The following is a 19587-nucleotide window of genomic DNA, read 5'->3' as shown; positions in this document are numbered from 1 at the left end:
GCGGCGTTGATGGCCTTGGCGGCGGCGATCGCGTTGCGTTCGATGCACGGGACCTGCACGAGCCCGCCGATCGGATCGCAGGTCAGGCCCAGGTTGTGTTCCATCGCGATTTCCGCGGCGTTCTCCACCTGCTGGGGCGTGCCGCCCATAACTTCGGCCAGGCCGGCGGCCGCCATCGACGACGCCGAGCCCACCTCGCCCTGGCAGCCGACTTCCGCCCCGGAAATCGAGGCCTGCTCCTTGTACAGCACCCCGATGGCGCCGGCGGTCAGCAGGAACCTGACGATCGTGTCGTCGCGGTCGGCCTGGCTGGCCTGGTCCATGCCGGGGGCAAAGTGCAGCGCGTAGTAGAGCACGGCCGGGATGATGCCGGCGGCGCCATTCGTGGGGGCGGTGACCACGCGGCCGCCGGAGGCGTTTTCCTCGTTCACGGCCAGCGCGATCAGGTTGACCCATTCCTGCCAGTACTTCGGGTCCCGGTAGTCGGGGTCCTGTCCGCGGGTTTCCTTCATGAGGCGTTTGTGCCGGTCTTGGCCGGGGTTGCCGGGGCCGTCCCAAGAACCAGGCTGATTGCACTGGCAACGAAGATCGGCGTCGGAACGTCCCTGCGGTTCCTTAGCCGGAAACGACCGCTCGCCCGCCGCCTCCCGAGCGGCGAACGCTACTCGCCCGGCACTCTCATCAACGAGCTGACCGCCCAGCCTGTCGTCGACGGCATCCATCTCTACAGCTTCAATTGTTTTGACGAGTTACCCGGTACCTTCGCCGCTTCGTCGACGGAACCCTCCGCCACAGGGCTGGAAACGTTGACTGGAAATGCGTCGCCCGGCTAGTCGCCTGTTTAAGGACATAAGAAAACCCCTCCGTCCCGGCCAAATTCGCCGGAACGGAGGGGTTCGTGGGGCCCCCTGTCGGATTCGAACCGACGACCCCCGCTTTACAAGAGCGGTGCTCTGGCCAACTGAGCTAAGGAGGCATTCCTGCTTCCTGACACAACTCCGGGCCACAAAATGGCGCGGATGCCAGGACGCTAGACAAGATTAGCCCACCGACGCCCGGTGAGAAAAACCCAGAGAAAAACGCTCAACGCCCCTCCCGCCCGGCGAAGGCCTGAAGCGAAGACTAAAAGCAATGGCCCGGCACCGGAACGATCCGGGGCCGGGCCATCAACTTGTGGCCTTCAACTGCGCGCCTTCAACGGCATGTGCCGTTGTGCGGTTACTTCTTCGCGTCGACCGCGGCCTGCAGGTACTGGTCGAACGGGGTCTGGGCGCTGTCGCCGACACCCCACTGCTTGCCTTCAACGAACACGGTGGGCGTGCCGGTGATGCCGATTACCGTGGCCTCCTGGGTGGTGTGCTTCACCCACGGACGGTAGGTCTTGCCATCCACGCACGTCTCGATGCTCTTGGCCCCGGCGTCGGTGGCCAGCGTCTTCAGCTCGTTGTCGGAGAGTCCGGCGCTGCCTTCGGCCGGCTGCTTGGCGAACAGCAGGTCGACGAAGTCCGAGTACTTCTCCGGGGATTCGTTGACCACGCAGGCTGCGGCGTTGGCCGCGCGCGAGGAGTAGTTCGTGGTGGACCGGCTGTCAAGGAATCCGAGCGGGCGGTACTCCACGGTGATTTTGCCCTCGTTGCGCAGCTTGGTGAGCGTCTCGTTGTACTGCGCCTCGAAGTTCTTGCAGACGGGGCAGATGAAGTCGATGTAGAGGACCACCTTGACCGGCTTGCCGGCCTCAGCCTCGGCGCCCGGGGCCGTGACCGGAGACGGCGGCGTGGCCGGAGCGGACGGGAGGTCGGACAGCTTCACGGTTGCGGGATCGGTCTTCGCCACCTCGGTGTTCGCCAGCAGGGTGACACCGCCGTGGATGTTGCCATTGGCCGGCGTGGGTCCCTCGTCTGCAACCGGGGCGTTGTTCTTGATGTTGGAGGTGACAACCAGCGCGACGATCACGATGATGGCGACGACGGCGGCAACGATGCCCCAGCCGATCAGCAGCTTGTTGCGCTTCTCCTTCTTCAGCTGCGCATCGCGGATCTCGCGGGCTTTCTCGCGCGCCGCGGCAGTGCGCTCTGCCTTAGACAGTCGGGGTTCGTTTGCGGGGCTCATTGGTTCCTCGGGTCGTTCGGCCAGGGACGGTCCACTCAGTGGCAACGTCATCATTTTAGGGGAGAAACCCGAGAACTTGCGCTTTCAAGTTTCCCTTCCGCCTGCCCAACGGACGAATAGCCCGGAAGATTCCGGGCGGCTAGGGTTGATGAAGAGCCACGAGCGGACCCCAGGGGGCACCAATGGAAGCAACGGACAGCGCCGGCCACGGCACACAGAGCACCACTGACGCGGCGCAGACCGCCACAGACGGCGCCGCCACGGGTGCCTCGGCAGGGGATCAGTTCGACTTCATGGTGGTGTCCAACCGGCTGCCCGTCGACCGCTGTTCTGCCGACGAGGCCGGCTGCGAGGATGGCTGGCGCCGCTCCCCCGGCGGACTCGTGACAGCCCTGGCCCCGATGATGACCAAGACCGACGGCGCGTGGGTGGGCTGGCACGGGGCCCCCGATGAGACGGTCAAGCCTTTCAGCCACGGCGGCATCGACCTGATCCCCGTCCAGCTGAGCACCGAGGACATCGAGCTTTTCTACGAGGGCTTTTCGAACGCCACGTTGTGGCCGCTTTACCACGACGTGATCGCCCCGCCGGAGTTCCACCGCACGTGGTGGGATTCGTACCGGAAGGTCAACCGGAGGTTCGCCGACGCCGTCATCCGCCATGCGGCCGAGGGTGCCACCGTCTGGGTGCAGGACTACCAGCTCCAACTGGTTCCCAAGTTGCTCCGGGAGGCCCGGCCGGATCTGAAGATCGGGTTCTTCAACCACATCCCCTTCCCGCCGCCGGAGATCTTTGCCCAGCTCCCGTGGCGCCGTGCGATCATCGACGGCCTGCTGGGCGCGGACCTGGTGGGCTTCCAGCGCAGCAGCGATGCCGGAAACTTCATGCGCTCCGCACGGCGCTTCCTTGGCGCGAGCGTCAAGCAGCAGCAGGTCCATGTCCGGGGCGCCGATGGCGAGACCACCCACATCGCGAGGGCCCAGGCTTTCCCAATCTCCATTGACGTCAAGCAGATCAGCGAGCTGGCGAAGAAGCCGGAGGTAATCGAGCGGGCGCAGCAGATCCGCCGGGACCTCGGCAACCCCAAGACCATCCTGCTCGGCGTCGACCGGCTCGACTACACCAAGGGCATCCGGCACCGGCTCAAGGCGTACGAGGAACTGCTGCAGGACGCCAAGGTCACCGTCGAGGACGCGACCCTGATCCAGGTGGCCAGCCCCAGCCGTGAGCGTGTGGAGCAGTACCGCCTGCTCCGCGAGGAGGTCGAGGGCACAGTGGGCCACATCAACGGCACCTTCGACACCATGGAGAGCACGGCCGTCCGCTACCTGCACCACAGCTACCCCATCGAAGAGATGGTGTCCCTGTACCTGGCCGCGGACGTCATGCTGGTCACCGCCCTGCGCGACGGCATGAACCTCGTCGCCAAGGAATACGTCACGGCCCGGACAAACAACGACGGAGCGCTGGTACTGAGTGAGTTCGCCGGCGCCGCCGACCAGCTCAAGCAGGCCCTGCTGATGAACCCGCACGACATTGACGGCCTCAAGGACACGATCATGAGGGCAGTCAACATGCAGCCGGCCGAGGCATCACGCCGCATGCGGGCCATGCGCAAGCAGATTCTGGACCACGACGTCGACCTCTGGTCCTCCGACTTCCTGAAAGCCCTCGCCGAAAAGGTTGTACGCGATGACTCCTGACGCCGCCGGAACCCACGACTCAGAGACCAACACTCCAAACCCGGCCCCACTCTCGCTCTCCCCTGAGCTGCTGGCAGCCGTGCGCCGCGTCGCCGGCACCGGGCACCTGCTCGTGGCGATGGACTTCGACGGCACCATGTCACCGCTCGTGGACCATGCGGCCGACGCCCGTGCGCTCCCGCGCTCCGCCGCCGCCTTCGCGGCGCTGGCGGAACTTCCCCGGACGACGACGGCGCTCATCTCCGGCCGGGCGCTGGACAGCCTGCGGGCCGTAGCCTCCCCGCCGGAGGAGACGCTGCTGATCGGCAGCCACGGCGCAGAGGTCTGGATGGGGCCCGGCTCCTCGGAGCTCATGCTCGACGACGCCCAACGCGAACTCCTGGCCGAAGTCCGCCAGGAGCTTGAGGGAATCGTGGAACAGGCCCCGGGGACCCTTTTGGAAGACAAGCCGGCCGGCGTCGTCCTGCACACGCGGCTCGCGGCGGACGACGTCGCCGAGGACGCCGTCGCCGCGGCGCGGGCGGTCCTGCAGGACCGCAGCGGCGTCTTCCTCAAGTCGGGCAACCGCGTCCTGGAGACCTCCGTCGTGAACGCCTCCAAGGGCGAGGGCATTGCCTTCCTGCGGCAGGCTGCCGGAGCCACGGCTGTGGCTTTCGCCGGAGACGACACCACCGACGAGGACGCCCTGGCCAGCCTCGTCCCGGGCGATCTCGGGGTGAAGGTGGGGCTCGATTTCACCCAGGCCGAGTTCCGGGTGGAGGCGCCGGTGCACATCTGCGAACTGCTGGAGGCCCTCCTGCGGGAGCGGAAGAAGGCCCTCGACTCAGGGAGCTAACGCGGGCCTACGGAGCGGTCAACCGGGCGTCGGTCACGACTCAGGTTCGTAGCCGATCAACCAGTGCAGTCCGTGACGGTCGAGGACCTGGCCATCTGTTGCGCCCCAGGGCTTCGGGGCAAGGGGGTCGATCACCCGGCCGTCAACGGCGAGCTTGTCGAACCACTCGTGGAGAACTGCCGGTTCGGCGGTCCCCAGCAGCGAGAGCATGAGGCCTTCGAACCGGACGCTTTTCTCCCCCGCGGCCGCATCCGACCCCGCCAAAGCGACTGCGCCGTTCAGCTGTCCGTGGGCAATGGCATCCGGCGGCCCATCGCTGCGGTTGAACTCCTCGTAGGTGAACAAGGCAAGCTCTCCGCCGAAGACGTCGGCGTAGAAGCCAAGTGCTTCACGCGCCGTGCCGGGGAAACTGACATAGATCTGCAGTGCCGTCATGCGCACAGCATACATACCCACTTCTGGCGCCATGTGTCTGACCCCACGTGTGACATCCGTAACTTTTTAACCCATTTGGCATATATCTGACATACTCTGTTTGTGATGTGGCGCACAACTACCGTGCGGCGTCACTGGGTACTCCTCGGCTTCGGCCGAGGAGTATGCGTATGAAATCCCACAATTGAATTAACAACTGCATAAAACGACCATTCACTACGGATCGTCCGGCACGTACCTGCCGGTGAAGGGATTGATAACTGTGGCTACAGTTACTTTTGATAACGCAACACGTCTGTACCCGGGCACCGAGAAGCCCGCTGTTGACAAGCTCAACATTGATATCGCCGATGGCGAATTCCTGGTCCTCGTTGGACCCTCCGGCTGCGGAAAGTCGACCTCCCTGCGCATGCTTGCGGGTCTCGAGGACGTCAACTCCGGCCGCATCCTCATCGGCGACCGCGACGTCACGGACGTCCCGCCGAAGGATCGCGACATCGCCATGGTGTTCCAGAACTATGCCCTGTACCCGCACATGACCGTGGCGGACAACATGGGCTTCGCACTGAAGATCGCCGGCGTCAGCAAGGAAGAGCGCGCCGAGCGCGTCCGTGAGGCCGCCAAGCTGCTCGACCTCGAACCGTACCTGGACCGCAAGCCGAAGGCCCTCTCCGGCGGCCAGCGTCAGCGCGTTGCCATGGGCCGCGCCATTGTGCGTAACCCGCAGGTCTTCCTCATGGATGAGCCGCTGTCCAACCTTGATGCCAAGCTGCGCGTGCAGACCCGCACCCAGATCGCGTCCCTGACCCGCCGCCTCGGCGTCACCACGGTCTACGTGACCCACGACCAGGTCGAGGCCATGACCATGGGTGACCGCGTCGCCGTGCTGAAGGACGGCCTGCTGATGCAGGTCGACACCCCGCGCAACCTGTACGACAAGCCCAAGAACGTCTTCGTGGCCGGCTTCATCGGCTCCCCCGCCATGAACCTGCTCGAACTCCCCGTTGTCGACGGCGGCGTGCAGTTCGGCGGAACCGTTTACCCGGTACCGCGCGACGTCCTCGAGGAAGCCCACGGCCAGACCGTGACCCTCGGTTCCCGCCCGGAAGACCTTGAGACTGTTGCCCAGGGTGAAGGTCTCCAGGTCGAGGTCGACGTCGTCGAAGAACTCGGCGCCGACGCTTACGTCTACGGCCACACCACGCTCGACGGCCAGAGCCACGACATCGTGGCCCGCGTCGACGGCCGCCGCCCCCCGATGAAGGGTGAGTCCATCTGGGTCCGCCCCCAGTCGGGCCACGTACACCTGTTCGACACCAAGACCGGCCTGCGCCTCGGCGACTAGTCCCCACCGGCTCCCTAACCTCGCTTCGCGTCGGTCGGGGAACCCTGCCGGCGTGGGCCCATCCACCGGTTCCCTAACCTCGCTTCGCGTCGGTCAGGGAACCCTGCCGGCGTGGGCCCACCCACCGGCTCAGCAGACGGCGGCCCTCCCCAGTGGAGGGCCGCCGTCGGGCGTTAACAGCCCTGCTTTAGGTGCGGCCCGCCAAATACGGAAGAATTGATTCATGACCGAGGAAACCCCATGACCGAGGAAAACAGTGCCCAGTGGCACGACGAGCCCACCGACTACGGTCAGATCGGGAAACTGCCCCGGTTCGAGGCCGCCAGCGCCAATGACGACAAGGCCGCGATGGTGTCCAGCTCGCTGAGCATCACGGCCGCCGCCACCGAGCCCGAGCTGCTGGACCTGCCCTGGCACATTGCCCTCGAGGACTGGCCGGCCGAATATCTGGCAGCCCTCCCCCGCGGCATCTCCCGGCACATCGTGCGCTTCGCCCACCTCGGCGGTTCGGTGATCGCCATCAAGGAAACCTCGGAACACGTGGCCCGCCACGAATACCACATGCTGCGCAAGCTCGCCCGGCTGGACGTTCCCGGCGTGGAGCCGGTGGCCGTCATCACCGGACGCACCACCCCGGAGGGCCGGCCGCTGAACCCGGTGCTGGTCACCCGGCACCTGAAGTTCTCCATGCCCTACCGTGCGCTCTTCTCCCAGATGCTGCGCAAGGACACCCTGACCCGCCTCATCGACGCCCAGGCCCTGCTGCTGGTCCGGCTGCACCTGATCGGCTTCTACTGGGGCGACGTCTCGCTCTCCAACACCTTGTTCCGCCGCGACGCCGGCGCGTTCGCCGCCTACCTGGTCGATGCCGAGACCGGCGAACTGTACCCGGATTTGTCCACCGGCCAGCGCGAGTACGACCTCGAAATCGCCCGCGTCAACATCGCCGGGGAACTCATGGACCTCCTCGACGGCGGCCTGATCGAGGAGAAGGTGGACCCCGTGGCCACCAGCGAGCTGATCATGGACAGCTACCGGCGGTTGTGGACCGAGCTGACGGCAAAGGAATCGTTTGAGATCGGGGAACGCTGGCGCGTGGCCGCCCGGATCCGGCGGCTCAACGAGCTGGGGTTCGACGTCGAGGAATACGCGATCAAGACCACGCAGAACGGCTCGACCATCCAGCTCCAGCCGAAGGTCGTCGACGCCGGGCATCACCAGCGCCGGCTGCTGCGCCTAACCGGCCTGGACGCCCAGGAAAACCAGGCCCGCCGGCTCCTGAACGACATGGACTCGTTCCGGGCGGACAACAACCCGGGCATGGACGAGGAATACAGCGCGCACCTGTGGGTCAGCCAGATCTTCGAACCGATCGTCCGGGCCATCCCCCGCGACCTCTCCGGCAAGCTCGAGCCGGCCGAGGCGGTGCACGAGGTCCTGGAGCACCGCTGGTACATGTCCGAGAAAGAGAACCGGCACATCCCCCTGGCGGAGGCCGTCCAGTCCTACATCGACAACGAACTCCGCCACCGGCGGGACGAGGCCGCGATCATGCTCAACCCGGACACGGGGTTGCTCAAGATCCTTGAGGTGGAGACCGAGGAATCACGCTACGGCGCCGACGACTCAGTAGACGAATACCCCGACTCCGACGACTAAGCCGCGCGCCGGGCATGTTGTGGCACGCCCGGGCTAAATCGCCTTGAGCTAAATCGCCTTGCCGGGGTTCAGGATCCCGGCCGGATCGAAGAGTTCCTTGATCCGGCGCTGCAGCTCCCGCACGGGTTCCTTCTGCTCCAGGCCAAGCCAGCGCAGCTTGTACTGCCCGATCCCGTGTTCGCCGGTGATCGTGCCGCCCATGGCCAGGGCCACGGCAATCGACCGGTCCAGGGCGGCGCCCAGGCGGGCCATGGCATCGGGGTCCACGGCATTGTCCGCCCGGTCGACCCAGAAGGTGGGGTGCAGGTTGCCGTCACCGGCGTGGGCCACGACTTTGAGCTGCACCCGGTGTTCCGCCGCCATGGACTCAAGCTCGGCGACGTAATCCACCAGCCGCGAACGCGGCACGGCCACGTCCTCGCCCACCCGGTATTCGTCGTCCACCTCGGTCCCTCGGCTGTTGCGGCGCAGTTCGACAAGCTCCTCTGCCTCCGCGTTGGCCTCCATGGTCACCACCGCTCCTCCCGCCACCAGGACCGGGCGGATGGCCGCGGCTTCCGCCGCCGCACCGAAGCCGTCGGTCTGGATCAGCAGCAGGGATGCCCCGCGTGCGGCCAGGTCCGAGCCGTGGAGGTCATCGAGTTGGGCGAGCGATCCGCCGTCGAGCAGTTCCATGATGGCCGGCTGTACGCGGGCCCTGCCCACGGCTAGGACCCCGGCCGCGGCGCTGCGGAAGTCCGGGTAGAAGGCGGCGATGGTGTGAACGTCGCGCGGCAGGTACTTCAGCCGTACGGTGACACCGACCACGATCCCCAGGGTCCCCTCCGAGCCGACGAACAGCCCGGTGAGGTCATAGCCGGCGACGCCCTTGAAGGTCTGGTGGCCGGTATGGATGAGGGAGCCGTCCGCGAGGACGACGTCGAGCGCCAGGACAGAGTCGCGGGTCACCCCGTACTTCGCGCAGCGCAGCCCGCCGGCGTTGGTGGCCACGTTGCCGCCGATGGTGGACATCTTGAAACTTGCAGGATCCGGGGCATACATGAGCCCGTGCACGGCGGCGGCCGCATTCAGGTCGGCGTTAATGACGCCGGGTTCCACGACGGCGGTCTCGTCGTCCGGGTTGAGGTCCAGGATGCGGTTCATCCCCTCGAGCGTGAGCACCACGCAGCCCGCGCTCGCGTGGGCGCCCCCGGAGACCCCGGTACCGGCCCCGCGCGCCACAAGCGCGACGCCAAGGTCGGCGCAGGCACGCACAGTAGCCTGCACGTCGGCCACCGATTCGGCGCGGACCACCGCCTGCGGGAGCTGATAATCCAGGACGGGAGCCTGGTCCACGGCATAGGCGGCCAGGGTGGTCGCGTCCACGGCAATTTTCGCCGCGCCCAGGGCGGTGGTCAGCTCGTCGATGATGCTGCGCATGCGGTCTCCAGTTCGGTCGAATCCGGTTCCCAGTCTAAGACTGCGGGAGCGGCAGCCGGGTCCCGGGCAGCACCCATGCGGCAGCGGCCGGACCTCGGGTGCGGATCAGGGCGGATCGGGCGGCCTCATCCGCCCTGATCTTCCCGGCAGACGCGTCCGGCGATGGCTCCGGCGCCCCGCCCGGCGCCCCGCGCGGCTCCCGCCGCAGTTCCACCATGACCTCGCCCGCCGCGTAGGCAGGCCGCCCGGACAGGGCCGCGAACTGGGCCCCTGAGAGTGTTCCGGGAGCCAGTTCCGCCTCCGCCCCGGCCCGGGCCACCACCACGAGCACTGCGCTCTGCCCTGTTTCACGCACGAACGCCAGGACGTCCCCGCGTGCGTACAGCCAGCGCACGCCGCCGCCCGTCAGTGCGGGCTGGTCCCGGCGCAGCGCGGTGAGGGCTGCGTAGTCCGCCGTCAGGTCGGTGAGGATGCGGCTGGGGTCGTCCCAGGGCATGGGCGTCCGGGAGGACTCCCCGTTGTCGCCTTTGAGTCCGAACTCGTCGCCGGCGAACACCACGGGAACGCCCGGCAGGGTGAACATCAGCAGCGCGCCGAGCCGCTGGCCGCCGTCGATCATCACGGTGGCCGCCCGCGCGGTGTCGTGGCTGTTCAGGGCGTTCATGTTCTGCTGACGGACGTCCCAGCTGAACGCGGAAGCGAGGTCCAGGTGCGTGGCCAGGAAGTCCTCCGCGGCGGTCCGGTTGGGGCCGGGCAGCCGGGTTCCAAAGAAATTGACGTGTCCCGCGTCCCCTGCGAGCCAGGACCACAGCGGGCGGGTGAAGTTGGAGTAGGTCATGGCACCGTGCCAGTGCTCGCCGCTGAAGTCGGGTGCCGCGTCATTCGTGGCCTCGGCGAGCAGAGCCGCCTCGGGGTTGATCGAACGGACGCGGTCCGCGATCAGCCGGGCGACGTCGTAGTTCAGATCGGTGCCGCCGAGCCTGCCGGTCATGTTGCCGACGTCGATCCGCCAGCCGTCCAGGTTGAACGGCGGCCGGAGCCAGAGCGCCACCGGGGAATCGTCATCCAGGACGAATTTCTCGCGCAGGCCCGGGGAGGCCCAGTTGAGCTTGGGCAGCGACCTGACGCCATACCAGGACTCGTACGCCGTGTGGTCGGCATTGAAGTAGTAGTACCCGGCTTCCTCGGAGGCCGGGTCGGCCAGGGCGCGCTGGAACCATTCGTGGGCGTCGCCGGAATGGTTGGCCGTGAGGTCGCCCATCACCCGCAGACCGCGGGCGTGGGCGGCCTGGACGAGTTCCACCAAGGCCTCGTCCCCGCCCAGCAGCGGGTCCACCATGGAAAAGGTGGCGGCGTCGTAGCGGTGGTTGGAGCGGGCCGGGAAGAACGGCGTCAGGTAGATGACGTCGGCCCCGAGCGCCTGAATGTGGTCCAGCCGCTCGGTGATGCCCCGGAGGTCGCCGCCGTAGTACTGGTACGGGGTCTGCGGACCGGAGCCCTCGACCTCGGTGGTGTCCCACCCGCACGGCACGGCCCAGTCCGGGAACGCCTCGTCCGGGGAAGTATGTTCCGGCGCCGGCTGCGACGGCGTGGAGCGGGCGAAGCGGTCCGGGAAGATCTGGTACATCGTTCCCCGGCGCAGCCATTTGGGGGCGGGCCGGAACGTGGTGAGGCGGAAGTCGGCGTAGTCGGAGACGTCCCGGCTGAATAGGCCCTGCGCGTTGAGGGTCCAATACCGCAGGCCTACCTCGATCAGGAACCGGTAGCGGGCCACCGGGTTGGTCACCACCATCGCAGCCTCCCACCAGGCCCACCCGTCGGCTTCCCCAAGGTTCCTGGCCGGATCGTAGCGGGGTTCCCCGTCGTGGATGGACCGGAGCCACACCCGGGCGGGCCGCCCCCAGACGGCCGGCACGCGGAGCCGCAGCCGGACTTCCGCCCCCGGTTCCACGTGCCGGGGCGCGTGGAGTGCGGAACCGTCGTGGTGCGGCAGCGGGCCGGCGCTGCCTGGCAGCGTCATGCCTAGCCCTTCACCGAGCCCGCGGTGAGGCCGCTGACGATGTAGCGCTGCAGGAACAGGAACAGGGCCATCACCGGGATGGCGCTGAGCACGGCGCCGGCGGCGAAGACGCCCCAGTTCTCCGAGCGCTGCTGCGCCACGAAGGAGTACAGCCCGACGGCGAGGGTCTGGCTGTCCGGGTCCGTGAGCACCACGGAGGCGATCACGAACTCGCCGGAGATGCCGATGAACGTCAGGAGGCCCACCACCGCCAGGATCGGCGTGACGAGCCGCATGATGATGCCGAAGAAGATCTGCGCGTGGCTGGCGCCGTCGATCTTCGCCGCCTCGTCCAGGGACTGCGGCACGGTGTTGAAGAAGCCGTACATGAGGTAGGTGTTCACGCCCAGCGCGCCGCCCAGATACACCATGATCAGGCCCAGCTGGCTGCCCAGGCCGAGGGCCGGGATGACCTCGGAGATGCCGCTCAGGAGCAGGAAGATGGCGACGACGGCCAGCAGTTGCGGGAACATCTGGAGCAGCAGCAGGCTCAGCAGGCCGATCCGGCGGCCCTTGAAGCGCATCCGGGAGAAGGCGTACGCCGCCATGGCACCGAGGAACACGGTGGCCGCGGCGGTCACGCCGCCCACCACCATGGTGTTGCCGAACCAGCGGGCAAAGGGCCGCGAGGGCATGTCGAACAGGGCGGTGAAGTTGCCGAAGTCGATCCTGCTGAACAGCGCGTTGGAACCCACCAGGGTGCCGGTGGAGTTGAGCGCTGCGGAGAGCACGTAGAGCAGCGGGAAGACCGCGAAGACCGTCACGATGCACCCCACCAGGTGGCGCCATCCTTTGTCCTTGAACCAGACGCCGAACGGGCGCCGGCGCTGCAGCGACTTGAGGTATTCGACGTCGGTCGCACCGGTGGTGATGGTGCCGGGGCCGGTGGTGATGTTGCCGGGGCCGGTCCCTCCACCCTGCCGGGTTTCCTCTGCCGGAGCGGCGGTGCGCGATGCTGACCCGTTCATGCGTTCACGTCCTCGAGTGCCTTGGTCTGCTTGAAACTGATGGCCGAGACAGTGGCCACGATGATGAAGATGATGATCGCCAGTGCGCTGGCGAGGCCGTAGTCACGGCCAGTGCCCTGCCCGAATGCCACCTTGTACACCAGTGTGATCAGGATGTCGGTGGCTCCGATGTCCCGGTTGGTGTCCTCGAAGCGGGGTCCGCCGCCGGTGAGCATGAAGATCACGTTGAAGTTGTTGAAGTTGAAGGCGAAGGAGGAGATCAGCAACGGCGCGATCGAGACCAGCAGCAGCGGGAGCTTGATGGAGCGGAACACCCGCCACGGGCCGGCACCGTCCATCCGGGCGGCCTCGTCCAGCTCGCTGGGCAGCGACTGCAGCGCGCCGGTGCAGACCAGGAACATGTAGGGGAACCCCAGCCAGAGGTTGACCACCAGCACGCTGATCTTGGCCAGGAACGGGTCGGTGAGCCAGCCGATGGATGCCCCGCCGAACAAGTTCTGGTTGAGCCACCCGAATTCCGGGTTGAGGATGCCGGACCAGACCAGGCCGGTGAGGAAGGCGGGGAAGGCGTACGGCAGGATCATCAGGATCCGGTAGACCTTCTTGCCCCTGAGGTCCTCGCGGTTGAAGGTGATGGCCAGGAACAGCCCCAGCGCAAAGGTCAGAGCGACGGAAGCCAGGGCGAAGGTGAAGGTCCAGAGGATAACGCCGAGCAGCGGGCCGCGCAGGCTGGGGTCGGTGAAGGCGCGGGCGAAGTTTTCCATCCCGACGTCGATCTTCCAGCCGGTGGAGAGCGTCTCGCCGTTGCCTGCCGCGAAGGCGCCCTTGCCGTTGTCGCGGTAGACGGCACCGGAGGCGGTGTCCGTGAAGGTGTCGGCAGCGGCGTCGTACTTCAGCGACGGCTTGAACTGGTAGGCGTTGCTGCCGTCCGCGGTGCGCAGGGTGCCGTCGGCCGGGTTGGCGGAGACCGGGACGGTGATGTCCAGGATGCTCTGCTGGTTGGCAACGATCTCCTGGAAGTTCAGGGTTCGGTAGCCGGCCAGGGCGTTGGCCTTCCCGGTCGAGTCCTTGCCGGCGCCGGGGGCCTCCGCGAGCGGCGCCTCGGTGTTACCGAGCGAGACCTTGCCCTGCGGGTCGGTGAAGAGAAGGTAGAAGGAGTTGTCCTTGGTGAGCACGGCGGCCTTGTAGGCCGGCGACTCGGGCACCCGCTTCTGCGCGGTGAGCTGGATGGCGGCGATCGCGTCACCCTTGGTGCTGTTGTGGCCGTCGCCGTAGTTGGTGAACGCGATGTAACCGCTAAACATCACCACGAAGACCTGGAATACGAGCAGGAAGAGCACGCCCGGGGCCAGGTACTTGGCGGGCAGGCCGCCCTTGCGCAGGTAGATCCAGTTGATCACCAGCACGACGGCGGCGGAGACTCCCAACGCCAGCCAGGACTGGCTCAGGAAAAGCATCATCAGGATGTAGACAGCGAGGGCGTCCACGAGGCCCAGCAGCACGATCTTGGCGATGGTTCCCTTCACCCCCTCGGGGCCGCTCCGGCGTGGGTGGGCGCTGCCAGCCCGCCGGGCTGAGGTTGTGGGGGCGGCGTCCGGGGCGAACGACAGTGCGGGGTCTATGTCCTCGCGGAGTTCGGTATCTGACATGGCTGTCTACAGTCCTTGGGAGAAGCTGGGGTGATGCAGGAACGGGCCGGGCGGCCTCACGGACGCCCGGCCCGGTGCCGCCGGTTACTGGCGCTTGGGGAAGCGTCAGGAACCGGCGCGGGGACTAACCCTTGATCTTGCTCTTGATGCTGGCGGCCATCTTGGCCCAGTCAGCGGCGGGATCGCCCTGGCCCTTGATGAGGGCGAGCTCGGTGGCTCCCCAGTCGGCCCAGACGGCACTCATTTCCGGGATGGCCGGCATCGGGACGCCGTTGGCGCCGATCTTGCCGAAGGCGGCGACAACCGGGTCGCTTGCTGCCTTCTCGAAGGAGGCCTTCAGTGCCGGCGGGCGGCCGCCGGCCTTGTACATGGAGTCCTGGGCGGCCCCGGAGGTCAGGTAGTTGGTGACGAACTCGTTGGTGGCCAGGGCGTTGGCGCTCTTGGCGCTGATGAAGAAGCCGTTGACGCCGATGAACGGCTGGGCCGGCTGGTCGCCGGTGGTCGGCAGCTCGTCGACAGCGAACTTGATGCCCTTCTTCTGCACGTCCGGCACGTTCCACGGGCCGGTCAGGTAGTACGGGGACTCTCCGGCCAGGAACTTCTCCTTGGCGATGTCACCGGTGATGTTGGAGTTGATGATCTTTTCGCCCTTGTCGCCCCAGGCGGCCAGCTTCTTGGCGAACTCGACGCCGGAGGCGTCGCCGATCAGGAGCTGCTTCGGGTCGTAGCCGCCGTCGGCTGCCTTGCCGAAGACCTGCGAGCCCATGGAGGCCTGCAGCGGGTAGAGGTGGTACGGATCGCCCTGCTTCGGGTCCATGCCCACGAGGAACGGGAACTTCGCCTTGCCGTCGGCCACGGCTTTCTTGCCGTTGGCGACGACCTCGTCCAGGGTCTTGGCGCTCTGGGCAACGAGGTCCGTGTTGCGGAGCAGGGCGATGTTCTCGATCGCGTACGGGACGCCGTAGACGGAGCCGTTGTAGGTCATGGCCTTGATGGAGGAGTCCTGGAACTCGGACTTCTTGTCCCCGAGCTCCACCGGAGCGATCACGCCGTTCTGGACGAACTTGCCGACCCAGTCGTGCGGGCCAACGATCAGGTCCGGGCCCTTGCCGGTCGGGACCTGGGTGATGAAGTCGTCGCGGACAGCGGCGAAGTCCTTGACGACGAGCTTGACCGCGATGCCGGTATCGGTCTGGAACTTGGCCGTGATGTCCTTCAGCGCGGGCGCGCGCTCGGCATCGACCCACATGGTGATCGTGCTGGCGCCGGAGGCCTTCAGGTCAGGCTTGGCCGTCGCGGTCGCCGGTGCGGTGGCTGCGGCGCCGCCGCACGCGCTGAGGGCCAGCGCGGCCACTACGGAAATGGCGCCCGCGGTGAATACGCGGCGGCTGGTTCCGTTCGTGAGGGTGTTCTGCACCTTCATTGGTGTCCCTTTCATAAATCCCTGCATCCACGCGTAAGGCCCTGGAAGTCCGTTCCAGAGCCCCGTGGCATCGTCGGTGATGTGGCTCACAACTGCAAGCGCTTCCAAAGTACACGCTAGGTGCCACTTTGAAAAGTCACCGCACCGGCCCGGGGCGAGGGGCTCCGCTGGCTGGCCGGACGCCGGGCCGGGGACAGTCCAACGACTGGCCGAAACTGCCCGATTCGAATGTGACTGGAAGCGTTTTCATTTTCCCGGTGTGGGACTTACGATTACCGTCATGTCCGTTGATTCAGTTCTCCTCTCCCCCGCCGCGCAGGCCGGCCCCCTGACGGGCCCGCTGACCCCGGTGCACGCCGCAGACCACATCCCGGGATGGTGGCGGTCCGCCGTCATCTACCAGGTCTACCCTCGCTCGTTCCGGGACCTGAACGGCGACGGCATCGGCGACCTCGCCGGAATCACCGCCGGGCTTCCCCGGCTCGCCGACCTGGACATCGACGCCGTCTGGCTTTCGCCGTTCTACCGGTCTCCGCAGCGCGACGCCGGCTACGACGTGAGCGATTACTGCGACGTCGACCCCCTGTTCGGCACGCTGAACGACTTCGACGCCATGATTGCCGAGGCCGCGCGGTTGGGACTGCGGATGATCGTTGACCTCGTGCCCAACCACTGCTCGGACCAGCACGCGGCCTTCCAGGCCGCCCTGGCCGCTCCCGCCGGCAGCCCGGAGCGGGACATGTTCATCTTCCGCGACGGCAAGGGAACCTTCGGCGAAGAACCGCCGAACAACTGGCAGTCCCACTTCGGCGGGTCAGCGTGGACCCGGATCACCGAACCCGACGGGACCCCGGGCCAGTGGTACCTGCACCTCTTCGACTCCTCCCAGCCGGACTTCAACTGGGACAACCGCGCCGTCCACGTGGAATTCGAGCGGGTCCTGCGCTTCTGGCTGGACCGCGGCGTCTCCGGTTTCCGGGTGGACGTGGCGCACGCCCTCGTGAAGGCCACCGGCCTGCCGGAGTGGGGCGGCCGCGCCGACGGCAGCAGCTCTGACGGCTTCCCCGGACGCGACGCTCCGATGTTTGGCCAGCCTGCCCTCCACGACATCTACCGCCAGTGGCGGCTGATTCTCGCCGAGTACGGCCCCGACCGGATCCTCTGCGCCGAAGCGAACGTTGACCCGCTCCCCCGGCTCGCCGACTGGGTGCGCCCGGACGAAATGCATCAGACCTTCAACTTCCCCTACCTCCACGCGGGCCTGGACGTGCATCGCATGCGCCACGTCATCACCGAGTCACTGACGTCGCTGGACGCCGTCGCCGCCCCCAGCACGTGGGTGCTCTCCAACCACGACGTCGTCCGCCACGCCACCCGCTTCGGATACAACGGGCAGGCGCCGCGCGACGGTGACGGAATCGGCACCTGGGATCCGCAGCCGGACGAGGACCTCGGACGGTCCCGCGCGGCAGCGGCGTCCCTGTTCATGCTCGGGCTGCCCGGCGGGGCTTACCTCTACCAGGGCGAAGAACTCGGCCTTCCGGACGGGATCGACATCCCGGACACCCGGCGCCAGGACCCCACTTTTGCCCGCACCGGCGGCGCACGGCTGGGCCGCGACGGCTGCCGCGTCCCGCTGCCCTGGCGGGCCGGAGAACTACACGCAGGATTTGGCGACGGGCAGGACCCGTGGCTGCCGCAGCCGGAAAGCTTCGCCCGGCTGGCGCGGGATGTGCAGGCCGCTTCGCCGACGTCGCACCTGAGCCTCTACAAGCGCATGCTGGAGCTCCGCCGCCGGCTGGACCTGGGCCGCGGCTCACTGTCCTGGTACGAGGACCTGTGCACGGACACGAGCCTTGCCTTCCTCAACGGCTCCACGCTGGTGCTGCTGAATGTGGGGTCCGAGCCCTTGGAACTGCCCGCCGGGCGGGTGCTGCTGCGCAGCTCAACGTCACCGGAGGCCGGCTACGACGTTGGGGGCATGGACAGCGCCGGCGATCCGTTAAGCTCAGGTGAAACTGTTTGGCTGGAAATCTACATCGAGGACACGGAGGGCTAGGCATGCCCGGCATCAAGGACGTCGCGGAACGGGCCGGCCTCTCCATCGCCACCGTTTCGCGCGCCTTGAGCGGCAAAGGCAACGTTTCCCCGCGAAGCCGGGAACGCGCCCAGACCGCCGCCGCTGAGCTTGGCTTCGTCCTGTCCTACCACGCTTCCAGCCTGGCCTCCGGGCGCAATCACAATGTCGGCCTTGTTGTCCCCTCGGTCCACCGGTGGTTTTTTTCCTCGGTGGTCGAAGGTGTCTCTGCCACCCTGCTGGACGCCGGCTACGACCTCACGCTGTACAACGTCAGCGAGGGCCGGGAGCGCCGCCACAGTGTTCTGAACGACTTCCTGCTGCGCAAACGCGTGGATGCTGTGATCGCAGTGTCCTTGGAGCTCTCCGAGGCCGAGATCGACCAGCTGCTGGCCATCCACCGTCCGATCGTCGGGATCGGCGGCCCGTTGCCTGGCGCGTCGACCATCCGCATCGATGATTCCGGCATCGCGGAGGCCGCAGCCCGCCACCTGATCCAGCTCGGCCACAGCAAAATCGCCCATATGACCGGCGATGCCGCCTACGACCAGGATTTCCGCCTTCCCGGGACACGCCAGGCGGGCTTCAAGAAAGCCATGCGCGACGCCGGGCTGAAGGTCCGGCCGGAGTGGCAGATCTCCGCCGATTTCACGATCCAGGGCGCCTATGCCAACGCCCGTACGCTGCTCGGCACCTCACCGGAGCGCCCCACGGCCGTCTTTGCCGCCTCCGACGAGATGGCGATTGGGACGATCCTCGCTGCCCGGGATTTCGGCCTGCGGGTGCCGCAGGACCTCTCCGTCATCGGCATCGACGGCCATGAACTTGGTGAGGTCTTCGGGCTGACCACGTTCGATCAAGACGCGCGGGGCCAGGGCGCGCTGGCCGTGCGGCGCTTGTTGGCCAGGCTCGACGGCGCCGGAGACGCGGCGGCCCCGCACACCGAATACCCTACGCGCTTTGTCATCCGGTCCAGCACCGCTGTTCCGCCCCTTGACCAAGGACAGATCCGCTAGTCTCCGGCTATTTTCGCCGTGGCGGCGTTCCTGCCCAGTTCCTCGCTCCATTGCCTGGCCGTCTGCCCAGAACGGCCCGGAAAGCCGGGGAGGCCCCACGGGTTCTCCGCCCCAGTCCTCCGAGCAACTGGGAAGCAACGCCTCGATCCGGCCCACAGGCCAAGCAAGCTCAGGCGCCGGCGCCGCCCATGAAGCGAACAAAACGGTCCAGGACGCCGGGCCAGCCGGCCGCGTAGTCTGCCCGGGCGGCCGCGGGATCCTCGGCGCCTTCCCAACCGCTGTGAACCAGGCGGAGCTCTGTTCCCTCGCCGACCGCTTTGAAGGCCACCCGGAGCTCAGTGGACCATATGGCAGTGGTCCCAGGGTGCCAGCTGGCATGGAAGGACAACGGCGGCTGCCAGTCGTCAATGGATCCCCACACGGCTGTCCGGCCATCATCAGCGGTCTCCATGATGAGGCTCTCCTCGAACTCCACGTAGGAGCCGGCGCCATAGACGCTGTGGTCCTCCAGCGGCCACCAGAGGTGCGTATGTTCGGTGAATCCCACAAAGGCCCGGGCGACGGCGCCGGGTACCACCACCGTGTAGACAACCGGCTCCAGGCCGTCTGCTACCTCCGGCTCGGGGCCATCAGAAGGGTCAACGGGAGCATGGCTGAAGAGGTTATCCATGGGCAACAACTCTACCCGCGCCGCCCAACCGGGCCCGCATGGGGTTTCGGCTTGAGTATTTCGTATGGGTCGTTAAATGCGGGAGGACCCCCACCTGGTGGTGGGGGTCCTCGACCGTTAATGGTGTTCCGGCGGTGACCTACTCTCCCACACCCTCCCGGGTGCAGTACCATCGGCGCTGTGGGTCTTAGCTTCCGGGTTCGGGATGGGACCGGGCGTT

General features: G+C 67.1%; 14 protein-coding genes, 1 tRNA gene, 1 rRNA gene and 1 pseudogene. 6 read left to right on the top strand and 11 right to left on the bottom strand.

Translation table 11 applies throughout. From position 1 onward, the window contains the following. The 3 genes and pseudogenes from AC1DBX_RS20550 to AC1DBX_RS20540 form a co-directional block, all read right to left on the bottom strand. A pseudogene (locus tag AC1DBX_RS20550) lies at positions 1 to 530 on the bottom strand (L-serine ammonia-lyase, iron-sulfur-dependent, subunit alpha); the annotation flags it as partial. A gap of 369 nt (positions 531 to 899) precedes the next feature. Beyond that, positions 900 to 976 (bottom strand) — tRNA-Thr (locus AC1DBX_RS20545). Positions 977 to 1218: 242 nt separating this feature from the next. Next, a complete protein-coding gene (locus AC1DBX_RS20540) occupies positions 1219 to 2109 on the bottom strand; it encodes a DsbA family protein (RefSeq protein ID WP_476851840.1) in 891 nt (296 codons plus the stop codon). A gap of 182 nt (positions 2110 to 2291) precedes the next feature. Here AC1DBX_RS20540 and AC1DBX_RS20535 point away from each other — a divergent pair, with 182 nt between their 5' ends. Both AC1DBX_RS20535 and otsB read left to right on the top strand, forming a co-directional pair. Next, positions 2292 to 3812 carry an alpha,alpha-trehalose-phosphate synthase (UDP-forming) gene (locus tag AC1DBX_RS20535; RefSeq protein WP_476887923.1) on the top strand — a complete coding sequence of 507 codons (1521 nt, stop codon included), beginning with the start codon at positions 2292 to 2294 and terminating at the stop codon, positions 3810 to 3812. Beyond that, positions 3802 to 4647 carry a trehalose-phosphatase gene (otsB, locus tag AC1DBX_RS20530; protein ID WP_476860112.1) on the top strand — a complete coding sequence of 282 codons (846 nt, stop codon included), beginning with the start codon at positions 3802 to 3804 and terminating at the stop codon, positions 4645 to 4647. The genes AC1DBX_RS20535 and otsB overlap by 11 nt, the downstream gene beginning before the upstream one ends. Positions 4648 to 4680: 33 nt before the next feature. On the opposite strand, the gene AC1DBX_RS20525 is transcribed toward otsB, so the two are convergent. Beyond that, positions 4681 to 5082 (bottom strand): VOC family protein, encoded by a 402-nt coding sequence (locus AC1DBX_RS20525; protein ID WP_223914353.1) that lies wholly within the window; start codon positions 5080 to 5082, stop codon positions 4681 to 4683. 262 nt (positions 5083 to 5344) lie between these two features. Here AC1DBX_RS20525 and AC1DBX_RS20520 point away from each other — a divergent pair, with 262 nt between their 5' ends. Together AC1DBX_RS20520 and AC1DBX_RS20515 are read left to right on the top strand one after the other, a co-directional pair. Then, complete coding sequence (locus tag AC1DBX_RS20520; RefSeq protein ID WP_018775851.1) at positions 5345 to 6427, top strand: ABC transporter ATP-binding protein; 1083 nt, start codon at positions 5345 to 5347, stop codon at positions 6425 to 6427. 240 nt (positions 6428 to 6667) lie between these two features. Continuing rightward, on the top strand, positions 6668 to 8086 hold the full coding sequence (locus AC1DBX_RS20515) for a DUF4032 domain-containing protein (RefSeq protein ID WP_028278083.1): 1419 nt from the start codon (positions 6668 to 6670) through the stop codon (positions 8084 to 8086). A gap of 48 nt (positions 8087 to 8134) precedes the next feature. On the opposite strand, the gene AC1DBX_RS20510 is transcribed toward AC1DBX_RS20515, so the two are convergent. The 5 genes from AC1DBX_RS20510 to AC1DBX_RS20490 form a co-directional block, all read right to left on the bottom strand. Further along, complete coding sequence (locus tag AC1DBX_RS20510; protein WP_476932655.1) at positions 8135 to 9505, bottom strand: FAD-binding oxidoreductase; 1371 nt, start codon at positions 9503 to 9505, stop codon at positions 8135 to 8137. Positions 9506 to 9539: 34 nt separating this feature from the next. Beyond that, complete coding sequence (locus AC1DBX_RS20505; protein ID WP_476932654.1) at positions 9540 to 11525, bottom strand: glycoside hydrolase family 13 protein; 1986 nt, start codon at positions 11523 to 11525, stop codon at positions 9540 to 9542. A gap of 2 nt (positions 11526 to 11527) precedes the next feature. Beyond that, positions 11528 to 12532 carry a sugar ABC transporter permease gene (locus tag AC1DBX_RS20500; RefSeq protein ID WP_476932653.1) on the bottom strand — a complete coding sequence of 335 codons (1005 nt, stop codon included), beginning with the start codon at positions 12530 to 12532 and terminating at the stop codon, positions 11528 to 11530. Next, positions 12529 to 14181, bottom strand: coding sequence for an ABC transporter permease subunit (locus tag AC1DBX_RS20495; RefSeq protein ID WP_476932652.1), 1653 nt, complete (start codon positions 14179 to 14181; stop codon positions 12529 to 12531). Before AC1DBX_RS20495 ends, AC1DBX_RS20500 begins: the two co-directional genes overlap by 4 nt. Before the next feature lie 124 nt (positions 14182 to 14305). Next, positions 14306 to 15604: a sugar ABC transporter substrate-binding protein gene (locus AC1DBX_RS20490; RefSeq protein ID WP_476872196.1), complete on the bottom strand. Its 1299-nt coding sequence runs from the start codon at positions 15602 to 15604 to the stop codon at positions 14306 to 14308. Between the two features lie 280 nt (positions 15605 to 15884). Between AC1DBX_RS20490 and AC1DBX_RS20485 the strand changes: the two genes are divergently transcribed. Both AC1DBX_RS20485 and AC1DBX_RS20480 read left to right on the top strand, forming a co-directional pair. Further along, entirely contained in the window at positions 15885 to 17663 is a 1779-nt protein-coding gene (locus AC1DBX_RS20485; RefSeq protein ID WP_476932651.1) for a glycoside hydrolase family 13 protein, read from the top strand. A 2-nt stretch (positions 17664 to 17665) separates the two neighbouring features. Beyond that, positions 17666 to 18697: a LacI family DNA-binding transcriptional regulator gene (locus AC1DBX_RS20480; protein WP_476932650.1), complete on the top strand. Its 1032-nt coding sequence runs from the start codon at positions 17666 to 17668 to the stop codon at positions 18695 to 18697. 169 nt (positions 18698 to 18866) lie between these two features. Here AC1DBX_RS20480 and AC1DBX_RS20475 read toward each other — a convergent pair whose 3' ends face one another. Then, positions 18867 to 19367: an SRPBCC domain-containing protein gene (locus AC1DBX_RS20475; RefSeq protein ID WP_230007238.1), complete on the bottom strand. Its 501-nt coding sequence runs from the start codon at positions 19365 to 19367 to the stop codon at positions 18867 to 18869. A 126-nt stretch (positions 19368 to 19493) separates the two neighbouring features. Then, positions 19494 to 19587 (bottom strand): 5S ribosomal RNA (rrf, locus tag AC1DBX_RS20470); the annotation flags it as partial.

The organism is Arthrobacter sp. 10N44_2 (genome assembly GCF_056394385.1).
Note: the sequence above shows the minus strand (reverse complement) of the source record. Positions and strands in the feature narration are given on the sequence as shown.